Source organism: Niallia sp. 01092 (genome assembly GCF_052318935.1).
GTDB lineage: Bacteria > Bacillota > Bacilli > Bacillales > Cytobacillaceae > Niallia.
Window position 1 is genome coordinate 107,412 of sequence record NZ_JBQRKO010000008.1, and the last position, 16,714, is coordinate 124,125.

At 36.3% G+C, this 16,714-nt stretch carries 14 protein-coding genes and 1 pseudogene; 2 read left to right on the plus strand and 13 right to left on the minus strand.

The features are described 5' to 3' along the window. Positions 1–35: 35 nt before the first annotated feature. From ACTXGU_RS09470 to ACTXGU_RS09495, 6 genes are all read right to left on the minus strand, one after another. Positions 36–1,097, minus strand: a complete 1,062-nt coding sequence (locus ACTXGU_RS09470) for a DUF4030 domain-containing protein (protein WP_443481264.1) — start codon at positions 1,095–1,097, stop codon at positions 36–38. Then, positions 1,084–1,626 carry a sigma-70 family RNA polymerase sigma factor gene (locus ACTXGU_RS09475; RefSeq protein WP_443481265.1) on the minus strand — a complete coding sequence of 181 codons (543 nt, stop codon included), beginning with the start codon at positions 1,624–1,626 and terminating at the stop codon, positions 1,084–1,086. Before ACTXGU_RS09475 ends, ACTXGU_RS09470 begins: the two co-directional genes overlap by 14 nt. Positions 1,627–1,944: 318 nt before the next feature. Continuing rightward, the gene (locus tag ACTXGU_RS09480) at positions 1,945–2,511 is read right to left on the minus strand and encodes a Uma2 family endonuclease (RefSeq protein ID WP_443481266.1); all 567 of its coding nucleotides are present in this window, start codon (positions 2,509–2,511) and stop codon (positions 1,945–1,947) included. Between the two features lie 188 nt (positions 2,512–2,699). Next, on the minus strand, positions 2,700–3,293 hold the full coding sequence (locus ACTXGU_RS09485; protein WP_443481267.1) for a cell wall hydrolase: 594 nt from the start codon (positions 3,291–3,293) through the stop codon (positions 2,700–2,702). A 436-nt stretch (positions 3,294–3,729) separates the two neighbouring features. Further along, the gene (locus tag ACTXGU_RS09490; protein ID WP_443481268.1) at positions 3,730–4,599 is read right to left on the minus strand and encodes a YitT family protein; all 870 of its coding nucleotides are present in this window, start codon (positions 4,597–4,599) and stop codon (positions 3,730–3,732) included. Positions 4,600–4,986: 387 nt separating this feature from the next. Beyond that, on the minus strand, positions 4,987–8,271 hold the full coding sequence (locus ACTXGU_RS09495; RefSeq protein WP_443481269.1) for an SNF2 helicase associated domain-containing protein: 3,285 nt from the start codon (positions 8,269–8,271) through the stop codon (positions 4,987–4,989). Positions 8,272–8,957: 686 nt separating this feature from the next. Between ACTXGU_RS09495 and ACTXGU_RS09500 the strand changes: the two genes are divergently transcribed. Then, positions 8,958–9,248 (plus strand): helix-turn-helix domain-containing protein, encoded by a 291-nt coding sequence (locus tag ACTXGU_RS09500; RefSeq protein ID WP_443481270.1) that lies wholly within the window; start codon positions 8,958–8,960, stop codon positions 9,246–9,248. A 52-nt stretch (positions 9,249–9,300) separates the two neighbouring features. Beyond that, positions 9,301–9,447 (plus strand): annotated as a pseudogene (locus ACTXGU_RS09505) (zinc ribbon domain-containing protein); the annotation flags it as partial. An 80-nt stretch (positions 9,448–9,527) separates the two neighbouring features. Here ACTXGU_RS09505 and ACTXGU_RS09510 read toward each other — a convergent pair. The 7 genes from ACTXGU_RS09510 to ACTXGU_RS09540 all read right to left on the minus strand — a co-directional run bounded on the left by ACTXGU_RS09510 (position 9,528) and on the right by ACTXGU_RS09540 (position 16,442). Beyond that, positions 9,528–10,442, minus strand: a complete 915-nt coding sequence (locus ACTXGU_RS09510) for a hypothetical protein (protein ID WP_443481271.1) — start codon at positions 10,440–10,442, stop codon at positions 9,528–9,530. A gap of 12 nt (positions 10,443–10,454) precedes the next feature. Further along, positions 10,455–11,180, minus strand: coding sequence for a glycerophosphodiester phosphodiesterase (locus ACTXGU_RS09515; protein ID WP_443481272.1), 726 nt, complete (start codon positions 11,178–11,180; stop codon positions 10,455–10,457). 15 nt (positions 11,181–11,195) lie between these two features. After that, on the minus strand, positions 11,196–12,023 hold the full coding sequence (locus ACTXGU_RS09520; protein ID WP_443481273.1) for an inositol monophosphatase family protein: 828 nt from the start codon (positions 12,021–12,023) through the stop codon (positions 11,196–11,198). A 25-nt stretch (positions 12,024–12,048) separates the two neighbouring features. Continuing rightward, positions 12,049–13,158 (minus strand): ABC transporter ATP-binding protein, encoded by a 1,110-nt coding sequence (locus ACTXGU_RS09525; protein WP_443481274.1) that lies wholly within the window; start codon positions 13,156–13,158, stop codon positions 12,049–12,051. After that, positions 13,155–14,051 (minus strand): carbohydrate ABC transporter permease, encoded by an 897-nt coding sequence (locus ACTXGU_RS09530; RefSeq protein ID WP_443481275.1) that lies wholly within the window; start codon positions 14,049–14,051, stop codon positions 13,155–13,157. The genes ACTXGU_RS09525 and ACTXGU_RS09530 overlap by 4 nt, the downstream gene beginning before the upstream one ends. Before the next feature lie 16 nt (positions 14,052–14,067). Continuing rightward, positions 14,068–14,925 carry a carbohydrate ABC transporter permease gene (locus ACTXGU_RS09535; RefSeq protein WP_443481344.1) on the minus strand — a complete coding sequence of 286 codons (858 nt, stop codon included), beginning with the start codon at positions 14,923–14,925 and terminating at the stop codon, positions 14,068–14,070. Between the two features lie 131 nt (positions 14,926–15,056). After that, complete coding sequence (locus tag ACTXGU_RS09540) at positions 15,057–16,442, minus strand: sugar ABC transporter substrate-binding protein (RefSeq protein ID WP_443481276.1); 1,386 nt, start codon at positions 16,440–16,442, stop codon at positions 15,057–15,059. Between the last annotated feature and the right edge of the window lie 272 nt (positions 16,443–16,714).

A 16,714-nucleotide genomic window follows, 5' to 3' on the forward strand; every position in this document is an offset into this window, starting at 1 on the left:
AAATGTTCATTTGGGGTGCCTGACACTTTCTTTACTTATTCATTTATTTTCTTCTTATCCTTGCTTAAAACAGTCACCTCATATGGGTCATTACGCAAATTTTTAGTTAAGTCATCTGTTTGTATAAACGTATCAATTTCCTCTACTATGCTTTGTGCTAATTCTTTTGCATTTGCATCTGTTGAAGAAACGGATGTTTTGACTTTGATTTGCAATGGAAGTGGGTGAAAGGAGTAAGAAAATCCCTTGACTTTAAATTGTTTATTCTCCATTAATCCTTGTGCAATAATACTTATAGCTCCTGTCTTGTCCCATCTTAATTCTTGTTCTCTTGCTTTCATATCTACTTGTGTAATTCTAAATGTAAATTCTCCATACTCTTTGGAAATATCTATCAAATCTGCTTTTAATTGTTTCATCCTCTTCTCCGTTTTTGGAACAGAAACATACACAAATTTTTCTATCTGATTTATTCTAACTTGTATTGGAAATGCTGTAACAAAATGATTTTTATCTAAATAGTGTTGAACCTTTTCATGCAGCTCTTGGCTTTTCTCTGCATACTTCTCTTCCTCTTTCAACTGATTATTATCTGGTATTTTATTGACTATTTTTTCTCTTTTAAGCGTAATCGAATATTTTCCAAAATTTTGTTTAATAAGTTCTGAGTTGATATTTTTAATAACAGCTTCCTTTTGTTTCTGAAATTCTTCTTTTGACATATCAACTGATAATACAATCCTTCTATCAGGGATAGAAACATCGTCTAGTTGATTAAATGGATAATTATATTTTCGCATTACGTCTCCAAGCACTTTATAAATTGCATTTTTATCGTTCTGCTGCTTCATAAAATAATGAAAGTAAGGTATTTTTGCTGCAACCTTTGCCATCGTTGGTGAAAAAAAGGTTGATCCAATAAACAGGAGAAATAGTGCAGCAGCTGTTGCGATAAACGGCATCCACCTTTTCCTGCTTTTTCTCTCCTTTAGAGGATGTGTTGATTCCTCTATTACTCTTCCTAATACTTTTTGTTTATGCTCCTCCGTAAAATGGAAGTTTCCTTGATGATCTTTTAGATATTTAAAAGGATTCATGCATTTTCACCTCATCTAATGTTATTTTTAACGCATTCCTACCTCTATGTAATCGTGTTTTAACTGTATTACTTTTAACCCCTAGCAAGTCAGAAATTTCTCGGATGGAAATATCTTCATAATAATATAAGATAATAACTTCTCGATATTTAACAGGAAGAGCTAAAACTTTATTAAATATATCTTCATTTCTTTCTACTGATTCTTTCACAGGAATAGGGGAGAGTAATTTTGTTGTATCTTTGTTAAAGATGTTTCTGAAATGCCAGCTTTTTAAGACATCCTTACATTTGTTCACCGTAATTCTATAGATCCAAGTTTTATAAGATGCATTTTCCTTAAATTCATCTAGATGTTTATAACAGCTGACAAATACTTCTTGAGAAATGTCTTCCGCTGCTTCCTTTTTCTTTACATATGTGTAAGCTAGCCGTATTACCATATCTCCATACTGATCCATTAACCAGACAAGTTTTTCATTTTTCGATAAATGAGAAATAGTCTCCTTATTTTCTTTATTTGTATCCACTGATGAACCTCCTTCCCTTACAAACGTTAGACGATGCATCCTTCCATGTGGTTCCTTTTTATAAAAATTTTTAAAAGAAAAGTGTGATGATTATTTATCTAAATTTCCTTCCAAACAAGTATGGAGTTATAATAGGCATCTTTACTTCTTGTTTAAATAATGATTAAATCAACGACTTTATTTTGTTAGACTAAACTAGGATGGCAATAACGCCGAATGCCTGTTAACAACATAAATAGCGCCACCGGCTATCTTTAATTAATTTAAAGTTATTAATCATAAATAAAGCAAAAAAGCCAACCCAAAAGAATCAGCTTTTCAAGAAAATATTTCATGCAATTTTATTTTGAATTCAGGAAAGATATAAAAAGGAAAAATACTTTCTTCATTAAAGATAGATGGTGTACTGTACCGATTATTTTCTCCGAGAACATATTGCTCCAATACTTTTTCATTTGGATAAATTAATAAATATTCTTTTACCCCATATTTCTCGTATTGGTTTAATTTCTCAATTCGGTCTCTTTGCCAAGTGGAAGGAGATAAGACTTCCACAACTAAATCTGGAGCACCTTTACATCCTTTATTATCTAATTTTCTCTCATCACAAACCACACTAATATCTGGTTGTACCACTTGACATTCTGCTTCATCCTCTGTAGCTGATAAGCGAACATCAAAAGGAGCTGCATACACTTCACAAGTTTTTCCTTTAAGAAATGTATATAGTTCACCAGTTAATTTCGTTACAATCGCCTGATGCTGTCTTGATGGCGCAGCTTGCAAAAAAGGAATGCCATCAATGATTTCGTATCGCGGCTCATCAGGCCAAGTTAAATATTCAGCATATGTCACTTTCTTTGAATAAGGCTGATTTACACTCATATGAGACACCTCCATCATTAAGAATAGTCTAACACTATTCTTGAAAAAATACAGCTGTACACTAGTTTAATGTAACAGTATTTCCTTTATTTTCTATTCCAAAAATGTGTTCCTGTCCCTCACTCCAAAAATAAAAAGGATGCCTCCAAAGGTTTAGGACCTTCGGAAGACATCCTTTCATTCCTTACTTATTTAGCAAAACGATGATTCCCAATTTCAACTGTAACAGGGCGTGATAAAATCCACTTGCTGCTTGACGTTTTAGGATTGAAGAAAAATAAAGATCCCTTTCCTGATTCACCTATAGCAATCGCTTCGTTTACTGCTCTTTTAGAAGCAGCATCAGCTGGCTGATTGATTTGTCCATTTTGTACAGGAGTAAATGCATAATGTCCGTTTGAGATTTGGTAGATGACTTCACGGATTGTATTAGGGAATTGATCACTTTTTACACGGTTCAGTATGACAACAGCAACAGCTACCTTTCCAGCATAAGGTTCCCCAACTGCCTCTGCATGCACTAAACGTGCCATTAAATCTTTATCTGCAGCAGAAATAGTAGAGTTTGGTAGGATCATTGTTTCACCTGCAATTAGCGGTTTACTATTGTTTGCATTCATTAAACTATTGATTGGAATGCCGAATCCCTTTGCTATGTTCCAATATGTCTCACCATTATGTATCGTGTGATTTGTTGCTGCCTCTGTTTGATTGGTTAACGTAAATGCGGAAAGAGATCCGATTAACCCAGCGGCTACTATTAATTTTTTAAATTTTTTCATTCCTTGTGCCTCCTAGCAGTCTTTCATTTGCTCTTCTATTAGGCTATCAGATGTAATATTTTCATTCATGGTACAAAACATGGAAAATGCAAGTTTGCTATTTTAAACCTATGGTAATAAAGGGATCGATTTTTTAAAGGAATTATTATCCATACCATTAGAATTTCCAATAACATTCTCTTATAGAAAAATGAGGACCGAATTTTACAGTATGGTAACATTATGTAACAGAGAGACTAAAATCGACGCCTGTCTCAAACAAAAATAAGCCTACTCGGAAAATTACTCCTAATAGGCTTATTTCTTCTTTTGCTATTTAGTGATTTATGCACTTACCCCAGCCCAGTCTTCTTCCCTAACATCGAAAAAGAGGAACTATTATTAGTCCCTCTTTTTCCAGCTATCAATTATTTTCAGTTTATGTGCTAACTAGTATTTAATGAATATTTCGTTTTTGGAAGTTCCCGCCCTTTACTTCGGAAACATCGTAAATCGCGACAAAAGCTTTCGGATCAATCTCACGGATAATTTCTTTCATTTTACTTTCTTCCAAACGGTTAATGACACATGTTATTTCTTTAAATTCTTCTTGTGTATAACCACCAAGTGCTAGTGTATACGTAGCTCCACGGCCTAATCGATCACGTATCGTTTCCACCATTAATTCAGGATGAATAGTAATAATTTTAAAGGTTTTCGAACCACTTAAACCTTCTTCTACAATGTGAATCACTTTTGACGCAATAAAATAAGCAATTGCGGATAAAATAGCCCCTTGAAGACCAAACACCGTTGATACGACAATAAAAACAAACATATTTAAAAATAGAATAAGGTCACTAGTCCCAAACGGTAATTTCCGAGAAAGTAATACGGCTAACATATCGATTCCGTCTAATGCGCCGCCATTACGTAAAGCTAGCCCCATTCCAAAACCTATAATAATCCCACCAACAACGGTTACGAGCAACGTATCCCCTTCAATAATCGGTGATACATGATGCATAAGACTCGTACTAACGGCTAGTGAAGCAATCCCAATTACGGAATAAATAGCAAAACTTTTCCCAATTTGTTTATATCCTAAAAAAACAAATGGGATATTTAATACAGCAATTAGAAGCCCTAATGGTAAGCCAAATTGCGAACCAACGATACTTAGACCTGTTACACCACCATCTGATACAGAGTTTGGGATTAAAACAGCTTCTAATCCATAAGCAGTAATAATCCCTCCAATAATCACCAAAAATGCACGTGAAAATTTAAAAAGTTTATTGCTTTTTTTCTTTGTTATTATACTCATTTAATTCCTTTCCCCGTTTCAGCATTATTTATGTAATTTGATCCTTCCTTTATGTTTTATTTTAACACTGTACTTTATTCAAGTGTTCTCTTTTGCTTTGAACTTCTTTTTTTCTAGATTTTATTAAGGAAGCTTGCTTATATTGAATAGAGGGGGAGAGTTCTTTTAATATTGGGAAAAACCTCTTTTAAAAGGTCCACCGTCCATTCTTCTGGAACATTGGGAAATTCATTTATTACATGAAGTACCGTTTTTTTATTAGAATATAGCTACTAATTAATCTGTAGTTTGATTTTTCTGAAACCATTATAAATAAACTCTTGTTCCTTTGAATATTGGTGACTGGCACCAATAGACAAATGTCTTTTTAAAATGCCTGTCACCAATTTATATATTCAATATTTCTCTTATATCTTTTTCAGTCATTCGTGATAAAGCTTTATCTTGATCGCCTTGTTCCATGATAGTTTCAATAAGTTCTTTTTTCGTTTGCTGCAATTCATGCATTTTTTCCTCAATAGTCCCTTTCGTAATAAGTCGAATGACTTGAACCACATTTTTTTGACCCATGCGATGCGCTCGGCCAATCGCCTGTTCCTCCACTGCTGGATTCCACCAAAGATCATAGAGAATGACCGTATCGGCTTCCGTTAAGTTCAACCCTGTATTTCCAGCTTTTAAAGAAATAAGAAAGATGGCTGTCTCCTTCTTATTATAACGCTCCACTAATTCTATTCTTTCCTTAGAAGAGGTTTGTCCATCTAAACGGAAAAAACTCAAGCCTTCTTTTTCTAAAGAACGACTAATGATATCCAACATACTTGTAAATTGGGAAAAAATTAATAATCGCCTTCCATTTTCAACAGCATTCACTACAATCTCTACTAATTGTTTCAGCTTTCCAGAGTCACCATTGTACGTCTCTAAAAATAAAGAAGGATGACAGCATAATTGACGAAGTCTCGTTAAACCGGCAAGAATTTTCATCCGGCTTTTTTGAAACCCTTCTCCTTTAAGCGACTCTTCCGTTTCCTCTTTCATTTTTTCCAAGTAAGCAAGATAATGCTCCTTTTGATGCTTTGTAAGCTCTGATACGTGAAGGGTTTCAATTTTATCTGGCAATTCCTTCAAAACATCCTTTTTCATCCTTCTCAATAAAAAAGGCTTGATCATGCTTGCTACCTTTTCTGGTGAAAGCTCTCTAAACTTTTTTTGATTTGGAAAAAAATCAGGCATAACAATTTGAAAAATAGACCATAATTCATCAAGCGAATTTTCTATTGGGGTTCCACTTAAAGCAAAACGCGTTTCTGCTTGAATGCTGCTTACTGCTTTCGCTGTTTTTGTTGCATAATTTTTGACCACCTGGGCTTCATCCAAAATAAGGGTATGAAAATCACGATCCACATACTCCTCCATATCTTGACGTAAAGTAGGATAAGAGGTAATCCAAACATCCGCTACTGCTGAACGTCGAAATAATTCCTTCCTTTCTGTCGGAGAGCCGATCATAATTTCTGTTTTTAAAGATGGTGCGAATTTTTTCAATTCATTTTTCCAATTATAAACAAGTGATGCTGGTGCAACAATAAGGGCTGGCTTCTTTTCTTTCTGCTTCTCTTTATCTGACAATAAAAGAGCAATACTTTGCAGTGTTTTCCCTAATCCCATATCATCCGCGAGTACCCCGCCAAACCCATAATATTTCAATGTACTCAACCACTGAAATCCATAATGTTGATAATCACGCAGCTCTGCCTGCAAGGAGCTAGTTACCCCAAAGTTCAGCTCTTCTGGATTTTTTAATCGAGTCAGCAATTGAAGATATTGTTCTCCAGACTTCGTATTTTCTCCAGATACTAATTCTTCCAATTGAACTCCTCTGTATAAGGGCAGTTTAATCGCTTCCTTCTCCAATTGAGCGACTGGCAGATTCATTTCAACAAATAGATGACGAATCGTGTGAAACTGCTCCGATTCAAGCGATACAAACGTTCCACACGGCAAGCGATAATACTTCTTTTTTTCCACTGCACTTTTCATGATTTTTTGAATCGTTTTCTGGTCTATTCCTTCCATTGAAAAATTAACTTCCAACCAATTACCAGAAGCATCTACGTCAATATTAGTAACTGGCACATGTGATTCTGACAAAATAAGATTTTTCACTGCGCTTGTTAAATAAACAGCAGCTTTCTCTTCCAACTGTGGAAGAATCTTATAAACAAATTCAAAAATTCCTTCTTCTTCTTTTGTATATAAAAACTCTCCATTCGATTTTAACGAACTTGATTCAAGCACACTCATAATCAGTTGTTCTTTTTCCGTATCGCGAATAAGAATCGTTTCTTTTGGGGGAATATACTGAAATGGATTCATCTTATGCTCTCCGTAGCGAAATTCCAAATCCACTCGCAATAACTGATCCTTCATATCTACATATAGATGGGATTGAAGTGGAATTTTTATAATCTTATTCGAAATATTATCCGCCACTTGAACCTTTCCGACCTCATCCATGATCGGTACTACATAAGACAGCAACGGTTCCACCTGCTCCTTGCTGATCGGCAAAATAGGCGACTTCGTACGTTCTACTAACGTAATCAACTCTTCCAAAAAGGGTTGTTGCTCTTCGGAAATTTTGTAGATTGAATCCTCTTTCACAAAATAACCATAAAAACGAAAATAACTCCCCTTTGATAAATCAGCTACATTCAGTTGATAATCTTGACCCTCTGCCTTTTCAAGTTGAAAAAGAAAGGAATGCTCGTCGTATTGAAATTGTAATTGGTTATATAATTGTCCATTATGATACAACTGCACATTCCCCTGCATAAGCTTTTGTAAAACCTTATCTGCAATCATAGGAGATAAAACAATTGCACGAACATCATTAGTTAATCCGGATCCATAATAAGGAGATTGTAAATTTTGATACATTTTTTCAAAATTGAGTCCCTCTTGCAATAGGTTAATCACTTCTTGATCTACTTCTGAAAAAGTATATTCTGTAGGGTCATAGGTGAAGTTTTTTGTAAATGGATACTGCTCTTTCCATTTTATCGCTTCCAAAAATTTCTTTATATCTTTCAAAACATACGGTCTTTTTAGCCCTACCTTTATTTCTAAAGTGATAGATTTTTTGTTATGCATCTTACAAATCCATTCCACCATTAATGGTTGCTTTTCCACCACTTTCTCTTGTTGTATAGTCTCTTGATAATAGGTAGAAAACTTATCGATAAACTGATTTGTAAGCTGGTTCACATAAGCAGATTGCCTTACTTGCTGCTGTCTCATCAGCTCCGCTTGTTGTCTCTCCAGCATTTGTTGCCTTTCTTCTAGTCTATTTTTTCTCGCAGGTTCCTCATACTGCCACATCGCTCCTGATTCCTGAATCTCAAACAAAACTGCGGCAATATGCTTACATTCTTCATCATACCAGTTATTAAAAGCTGGACAGTTACACGAACATTTATACTTATTTTCTACTTCCTGAATCACCACTTGATACCTCTTTGATCCAGATACAGTCGCACTCCATCTACCTTTGCTTTCGTCACAAAATAAGTTTTGTACCTTTCCTTGTCTAAAATACCTTTTTCCATTTTGATAATTACTCGCGGAAAACATTTGCTTTATATTTAAACGAAGCAATGAACTAGCCATTCCACTCCTCCTTATTCCAAACAAAAATATCGATAAATATGATAGTAACTACAAGACTAAAACTACCTTAAATAGTTTACTCTATCATATTAACATAGTATATTATCATATTTGCCAATAGCACTGTGTTTAATTCCTACTATGAAAAAGACACCATAAAAACCGTTTGCCTTTTTGTGAAAGACAAATGGTTTTTATGGTGTCTGTCATTAATTTAAAAATCAACTTGTATCTGTTTCCCTCCGATAAGATGCCTTTCCTCGTTGCTTTAAAGTCCTGAGGGACAGACTCTTTATTCCCACTAATTAAACATTCATCGTCCTCCCACCAAAGACAAATCATACAATCTGTCTTTTTTAGGGGTCTGACCCCAATTTCATCTGACCCAATTTCATCAAGCTAAGCTTCAAAAAACAGGAAAATAAGCAACTAAATAGGAAGTAAGGGTTTCCGTTCTGTTCTCCGAGGCTTACCGCTCGCTTTCCACGGGGCGAGCGCCGAGCCTCCTCGTCGCTTTGCTCCTGTGGGGTCTCGTCTTTCTCGCTAATCCCGTAGGAGTCGAGCGGACGCCTCTCCAAACAAATGCGGTATTTCTTTTAAATAAAGCGTATCCCATAAATAGGATCATAAAAAAGGCAATAGGATGCCCGGGCGTATCTATACAAGTCGCTAAACCTGATTCGATTGTGAAACTTTCTGAATCTACAACAGAAGAAAATGGCGTACAATTTGTAGATACAAAAGTCGTTGCTGATTTCTATGGTGTAACTACCGAAACCGTTCGCAACTGGATTAAAGACGGGAAGATTTCTGGAAAACAATTATCTGGACATCGGGGAAAGTGGTTTATTCCTGCAGAGGAATTTGAATACTTTAAATCGCAAGAAGAAGCAGACGATACAGAGGGTAATATAAAAGAGCTTCTTGGAGAGAATTATACCGAAGATTGGGACGTAGAACTAGACGAAGATAAATAAAGGGGAGAAACGAGTGTGAAGCTCTTCCCATTCTTGAACATGCAGCCACTGCTATCAGGATGGAGCCTTTACGTTGCCTAACATCACAGTAGAGGAAATGAAAGAAAGAGTAAAAGAGAAGATCATTGAATTCGGTATGCCTAAATTTATAGCAGGTCTTTTGACGAGAAATATCCATAAGCTTGAGCGATCGAATTAATAAATACAGAAGCTAGGTCTTCTTCTCTTTACGAGTAAAACCTAGCTTTTTTTGATCAAAAATCCCAATAGATTTCCCTGCTATTCGATAGAACGATAGAATCGTTCCGGCCATTCCATCTTAGGGTGAAAATTGTACAACAATGATTGAGTGAATATGACAGCATTCACCCATTCTGTTTTAAACATGAGCGGTTTTTTATGAAGCCATGCCAAAGGATCGATGGGAACGGAAAAATCAATATATTCCTCAAAGCTTCCTTCGAACCCTTTTGTCCAAAATCTTTTTAACGGGTGAAGAGGAACACGACCGCCATTTTTCACATGTTCATAGGTGTCTTGAAGCCATTCTTGAATTGGAATTCCTGTCAATGGTTCGTTCATCTGCTGCCATCCACATAAAAGTGAGCCATGCTTCCCCCACTCGATTTGAATGATTGCCCTCTGATTGTTATTATGTGCCTCTTTTACCGCATCCTCTGACTCTAATACACGGGAATGGAACCAGCACATCACATTTGTTACCGATTCCGATTCAGGATCATATTCGACCCAAACCTCTTCATGATCACAAGGTTCATAGTCATCTGGAAAATCATAGTCATCTTCCCAAAATAAATGATAGCCAATCACAGGCTTAGAAGGATGATGAACAACGACTATATCCTTAAGTGGGAAGCATTCTTTTGGATTAATCATTAAAATTGGGCAAAACTTGTGAATGAGGCGTTCATCCTTTTCAGTTAAAGGAATAAGCGGCTCCATTTCTAGTACTTTGCGGTACAGATCGCCAGCTTTCCGAAGCTGTCCATCTAAATGGTAAAACTCTGCTTGTTTAGATACATAGCCCACTTGGTTTGGGTCTGCCTTTTTTAAAAGCTCCAGCTGATAAATCGCGTGTTCATAAAAATCAAGTTCTGCAATCTTCTTATTGTTCATTAATTCCGAGATTTTTTCATTTCTTTTCTTCCACTCGTCAAGAAAAGTATCGATCAAAATGGATTCCCCCTAAGTTTTCTGCTTGTTCGTTAACTCCATTAGTGTTTCAACTTCATGACTCGTTATCGAGTGAACACCCAGTTTCACGTACTTTTCCATTTCACGAGGTTCGTTAATCGTCCAAACTAAAACGGGCAAACAGCGTAATGCGGCAGCAGCTATTAACTCTTCAAGACAAATGCGGTAGTCAATATTGATTCCACAGCATGATGCTGCAATCGCATCCTGAAAAGTTTCCTTAATAAAAGATTCATAATCTTCCTTATTAGCTTCAAATAAGCTTTTACTAGCATTTAAGAGAACTTGATAAGGTCGATAGTTTCCCTTTAGAAAAGCAGCTCGATCCTTTTCACATCCGCTTATAATAGAAGATTCTCTCATCTTAAATTGTTCGACTGTCTTAATCATTGGATCGATCGCATGATCTTCTTTTACATCTAAATTGATCACTCGATTACTTTCTTTAATGAGCGGTAAAACCTCTTCTAGGCAAACCACCTTATCCGATTGAGTTAGATCATTCAATTCCTGGAATGTTACATCTTGGACGCGAATCATTCCGTGTTGTGTATGAAAATGTTCATCATGCAGCAGAACAACACTTCCATCTTTTGTAGATCTTACATCTACTTCAATCACATCTGCCCCAGATTTTATCCCTTCGATGACGGATTGAATGGAATTGGGGGGTGTCTTCATACAGCCAGTATGAGCTGTAATCAATGGTTTTCTCAATTTAACCACCTGTCTTTATTTAAGTTTGATCGTATTCAAAAGATCATTATGGATATTACCATTAGAGGCTACGAGCGATTCATGAAAGAGCTTGTATGGGTTTCCATCTTTATCTGTAACTGTTCCTCCAGCCTCCGTTACGATCAAAATTCCTGCCGCTGTATCCCACGGATTTAAACCTTCATGCCAGAATCCTGTTAATCTGCCAGAGGCTACTTGGCACAAATCTAGACTAGAAGCTCCAAACATCCGAATATTTCGGCTATTCCCTGCTAGCTTATCCATTTGCTGAAGAACGCGCGAACCAACTTTAAAGTCATTAGCCTGAAATCCAGTCGACACAATGGCTTCTGTTAATTTCATTTCTTGTCCAACACGAAGCGGCTGCTCATTTAAAAATGAACCCATTGATTTCCTTGCCGTATATAATTCACCTGTCATTGGATTCAAAACAACACCAATCACTGGTTCTTTATTGTTTACAATTCCTATTGACACTGAATAATATGGAATACCATGAATAAAATTGGTTGTACCATCAATCGGATCTATTATCCATCCGTAACCAGAATCAAATTGTTGAAAAGCTTGATAAGAATTTGCTTGACCGCAATCCTCTTCAGAGAGGATCCAGTGATCTGGAAAATCTTGTTTAATCTTTTGACGAAGCATCTTTTCCGTCATTTGATCAACTTCTGTGACTAGATCTGAAGCATTCTTTTTTTGGACAACCTCTCCCATGTTTCCAATATTTTCTTTAATCAAGCTCCCAGCCTGCTTCGCATACTCAATGGCCATATGATACAAGGTGTATTCTAAATCCTGTTTCATTTCTAATGTCATTTTTTTATCCTCTATTTTCTCTCTATTAATTTCGGACAAGTTCCTTCACAAGATCTTTCCTTACATTTTTTCCAGTAGTTTTTTCAAAAATATGCAGGGACTCAACATTGGTTGATAGGACCAATTCTTGCCCAATATTTAATCTCATATTAGGTTCGACAAAAAAATAAACCTGTTCATGACCAATATTGACATTGATCATTTGAGAATGCCCAATCGGTTCAATAAGTTGAACCGTCCCATTCATCCGAATTTCCCCTTCTAATCCTAATTTAAGATCATGTGGACGTATCCCAATCGTGACATCCAATTGATTCGTACTTATATCAAGTAGTGACCGATCAAAATAAAGCGTTGATTTTGAGAATGTGAGCTCAGCTTTTTGATCCGTTGAAGTTAGTTTTCCTTGGATAAAATTCATTGGTGGTGTGCCAATAAACTGAGCGACAAAAAAGTCCTTTGGATTTTTATATAAATCCATCGGCGTGCTGTATTGAATGACTTCTCCCTCTTTCATAACCGCAATTCGATCAGCCATCGTCATCGCTTCTTCTTGGTCATGGGTAACTAAAATCGTTGTAATGCCAAGTTCTTTTTGAATTCGAGAAATTTCCTTTCTCATTTCAATTTTCAATCTGGCATCTAGATTCGATAATGGTTCATCTAATAGAAGAACCTTTGGTTTTTTTACAATCGCACGAGCTAAAGCCACACGCTGCTGCTGGCCTCCTGATAATTGACTTGGCTTTCTATCTAGTAAGTGCCCTAGCTGTACCATTTCAGCTGCTTCTTTGGCTCTTTCATATCGTTTTTCCTTGCTTACTTTCTGTTGTTTTAACGGAAAAGCAATATTATCTAATACAGTCATATGAGGATATAAAGCATAGCTTTGAAACACCATGCCAATATTGCGATCCTTTGGCTCTACACCATTCACTAGCTGACCGTCAAAATATAAGTCACCACTATTCTGTTTATAAATACCGGCGATCATTAACATGGTTGTAGACTTACCACAGCCGCTTGGTCCAAGTAACGCAACAAGTTCTCCATCATGAATCGTTAAGTTTAAATCATTGATGGTGTTCGTTTGATGATTAAAGGATTTACAAATATTTTTCATTTCAATGATCATACACGTTTACCTCCTCCAGCACTAACTTGCATTAATGATTTTTGCGTAAAAATGAAAAATAGTAAGACTGGCAGCATATAAAACAAGGAAACAGCACACAAAAGCCCATAGTCCACCATATTTGGATCACTCATTAATTTATGAAGATATGCGGACAAGGTCACATTTTGATCGTTTAAAATAAAGGTATACAGCAATAAAAATTCAGACCAGCCAGATAGAAATGAAAAAATACTGATTGCTGCAATTCCAGGCTTAACAAGTGGAAGAACAATCGTATACCAAACCTTAATCCGGCTGCAGCCGTCAATCATCCCTGCCCATTCTACATCCCATGGTATATCGTCAAAAAAACCTTTCACAATCCATGCTGTCATCGGAATCTGCATCGCTGTTTTTACTAATACGACTCCCCAAAGCGAATCGAATAATCCCATAAAATTGAGGATATAAAATACGGCAATCAGAAGAGCTACACTAGGAAATGCATGTAAAATCAAAGTCGTTTTCATCAACGCTTGGCGCCCAGGAAATTCGATACGGGCTAACGCATACCCAGCCATCACACCGATGATCACTTCAAGAACAGTTAAACTTCCCGCAAATAGAAAAGAATTCCACGTAGCGAGCCAAATACTTGGGAGAACAGTCCCACCCTGCTCTACAGCTGTCCATAAAAACGTCCAATTTTCAAGCGTAAATGAAACAGGGATAAAACCAAATTTCATTTGTTCAGAAAAAGAACGCATTAACAGCCATAAATACATAAGAATAATTGGCATGGTCGTAATGCCAAGCACTCCGTAAGCAATGAAATAAGGAAGACGCTGCTTCCATTTAAGTGCAAAGGGCTTTACAGCTTTTGTTTCTTTATGAGAACTAGTTACATCCATTTTCAAGTCTCCTTTCCTACTCAATTCTTGAAGAACCAAGCATTTTTTTCATCCCAAACCATCTCCACATAATAAAAGTAAAGAGTAAAGCAAGGATCACAAGTACTAACGAAACAGCCGAACCATAGCCAAACTCAAAATTTTGAAAGGCTTTATGATAGGAGTACAAAGCCAGTACTTCACTTTCAAATAATGGACCGCCCTTTGTCAGTAAGATGATATATTCATACGATGTTAATAAGGATAAAAACTGCCAAATCGTTACAAACATAAGAGGCCAGCGAATCGACGGAATAATAATATCTTTAATGATTGACCATTGTGAAGCACCGTCCACTCTTGCCGCTTGAAACAAATCCTGTGGAATGGATTTGATCGCCGATGAAAAAATAATCATTCCGAATGAAGCTCCAATGAATCCATTAGCTACAATAATCGCCTCCATCGGATGAGAAATCAGCCATTCAGCTGGCGCCATGTCAAAAAGGGCTCTCAAGCTATTTAATACTCCGTATTCACTTGGGTCAAAAAACCATAACCAAAGCAAAATATACACTACCGGTGGAGAAATACGAGGTAACATCCAAATCGTCCGAAAAATAAGACCCACAGAATCCTTCTGAATAAAATAAGTTGTCAAGATCCCTAAAGCTAAACCAAAAAACACATTAATTAATAAGGTAAATCCCACATAAACGATCGTATTTTTTAAAACAAGCCAAATATTCGGGTCGCTTATTAACTTTTTAAAATTCAATAAACCGTTAAATTCCCATCTCATGGCAGAATCCATCCCAGTAAAAGCCAAAATAGCGATTAAAAGAACAGGAATAAAAAAGAACAGGGTAATTAAAAGGAAGAACGGTCCCAACATGATGGCAGGCAGCTTCCATTTATGAATAAAGGTTCCCAAATGCTAACCCTCCTTGAAAAAGCAGCCCCTAGCAGACATATGCTAAGAGCCAGCTGTTTTTGTTAAGTATCTTTTTTTGAAGCAAACGATCCTTATTCTTGGATTTTCAATTGATCACCAAGATCGTTTTTCAATTGAGTTTCTAAATCCTTCATAGCATCTTCAGGTTTTTTCTTTCCTAACTCAACAGCTTGAATCGCGTTAAATACCGCTTTTGAATACTTAGGGTATGCTTCATGATTCGGAAGGAATGTTGTATATTCAGACATATAAGCAACACTACCTAAAGTGATATCTGCTTTGAAATTTGGATCCTCAGCACCTGCTTTTGTTACAGGAAGATGCATGGTTTTTACGTTATGCTCTGTTTGAAGAGCTGGATCTGAAACTAGTTCTAATAAACGTTTTACTAACTCTGGATGTTCCGTTTGTGAAGAAACTGTATAAGCAAACGGGTGAGATAATGTTAGTGGTTTTCCACCTTTTTCAGCAGCTGGAATTAGCATCATCCCGAAATGCTCATTGGACCATTTTGCATCTACTTTTCCAAGTTGCTCATGGAAATTATCTTGGCTCCAGTTAAATACGTTCCAAATCCCGCCATAGTAAAATAGGATTTTTCCATTGACGATCAGTTTATGCACATTGTTCCATTCCATCGTTGTTAAATTTTCAGGAAGTAATTTTTTCTGTGCAAGTTCATCATAGTAGTTTAATTGTTTTGAAACGGCTTCTTTATCAAAAACGATTTTATTGTCTTTTTCATCATAAACTTTTCCGCCAAAATTATAGGCGATATATTGAAAGTCAGGACCATCTACTGGACGGTGGCCAATTCCATTTTCCACTAGCCCTTTTTTCTCCGCTTCTTCAGCTGTTTTGGTCATGTCTTCAAGGGTAAATTCTCCCTTTTTAACCATTTCCGGAAGCTTATTAATTTGCTCTTCGCTCCATCCAAGCTCCTTTAGAATATCTTTATTGTAGAAAACCGGACGAGCTTCCGTATCCTGCAAAGCACCCCAAACTTTATCTTTATAAGAAACAGCTTTCCAAAGAGTAGGGAATACATCCTTATATTCCTTTGATTTCTTTAGATCATCTAAAGGAAGAATGTAGTTTCCATCTGCTAGCCAACCAAGATTTTCATGACCTGTTGCATAAATATCCGGCTCTTTTTTTGCTTTAAACGCAAGGATAAATTGCTTAGCATAATCTTCCCAGCTACCATCAAAGGATTTTGTTTCGACTTTTACTTGTGTATTTTTCCCATCTTCCTTAAGCTCTGCATTTAATTTGTCAGCTGCTTTTACTAGATTTTCTACACGAGTTAATTCTTGACCAGCTGTTTGTGCCTCAATAATCACTGTTTCTGGTTCTTTCGATTCACTTTCAGTAGGCTTACTTTCTTGAGCACATCCTGCAAGAACTCCTATACCTAGAACAACTGTAGATAAGATACCAACTGCCTTTTTCTTCATCCTTCTCACCTCTGTGTTATTTTTGTAAAAAAGGGAACGTTCCCATAAAAGAAAGGGGGAATCAAAAATTAAGGGAACGTTCCCACACCAATTCTTTCTCAATTTGTTTTATGTCTTGCTTGTCCCCGTTACATGTATAAATGTACAGAAGATATGTTTAGCTCTTATTATGGGAATTTTAAGTTCATGTAAAAGTATGTTTATGAAATATTAACTTTCTTTATTTTTAGAGCTTACTAATTTTATAGAGGGAGAAGATAAAAAGAAATTAG

What these genes read in the sequence shown, in the direction of transcription:
- ACTXGU_RS09490 (WP_443481268.1), bottom strand. Translation starts at nt 4,599, where the DNA reads ATGAGTATAATAACAAAGAAAAAAAGCAATAAACTTTTTAAATTTTCA.
- ACTXGU_RS09535 (WP_443481344.1), bottom strand. Translation starts at nt 14,925, where the DNA reads ATGTTGGGACCGTTCTTCCTTTTAATTACCCTGTTCTTTTTTATTCCT.
- ACTXGU_RS09480 (WP_443481266.1), bottom strand. Translation starts at nt 2,511, where the DNA reads ATGAGTGTAAATCAGCCTTATTCAAAGAAAGTGACATATGCTGAATAT.
- ACTXGU_RS09525 (WP_443481274.1), bottom strand. Translation starts at nt 13,158, where the DNA reads ATGATCATTGAAATGAAAAATATTTGTAAATCCTTTAATCATCAAACG.
- ACTXGU_RS09540 (WP_443481276.1), bottom strand. Translation starts at nt 16,442, where the DNA reads ATGAAGAAAAAGGCAGTTGGTATCTTATCTACAGTTGTTCTAGGTATA.
- ACTXGU_RS09530 (WP_443481275.1), bottom strand. Translation starts at nt 14,051, where the DNA reads ATGGATGTAACTAGTTCTCATAAAGAAACAAAAGCTGTAAAGCCCTTT.
- ACTXGU_RS09520 (WP_443481273.1), bottom strand. Translation starts at nt 12,023, where the DNA reads ATGACATTAGAAATGAAACAGGATTTAGAATACACCTTGTATCATATG.
- ACTXGU_RS09470 (WP_443481264.1), bottom strand. Translation starts at nt 1,097, where the DNA reads ATGAATCCTTTTAAATATCTAAAAGATCATCAAGGAAACTTCCATTTT.
- ACTXGU_RS09485 (WP_443481267.1), bottom strand. Translation starts at nt 3,293, where the DNA reads ATGAAAAAATTTAAAAAATTAATAGTAGCCGCTGGGTTAATCGGATCT.
- ACTXGU_RS09495 (WP_443481269.1), bottom strand. Translation starts at nt 8,271, where the DNA reads ATGGCTAGTTCATTGCTTCGTTTAAATATAAAGCAAATGTTTTCCGCG.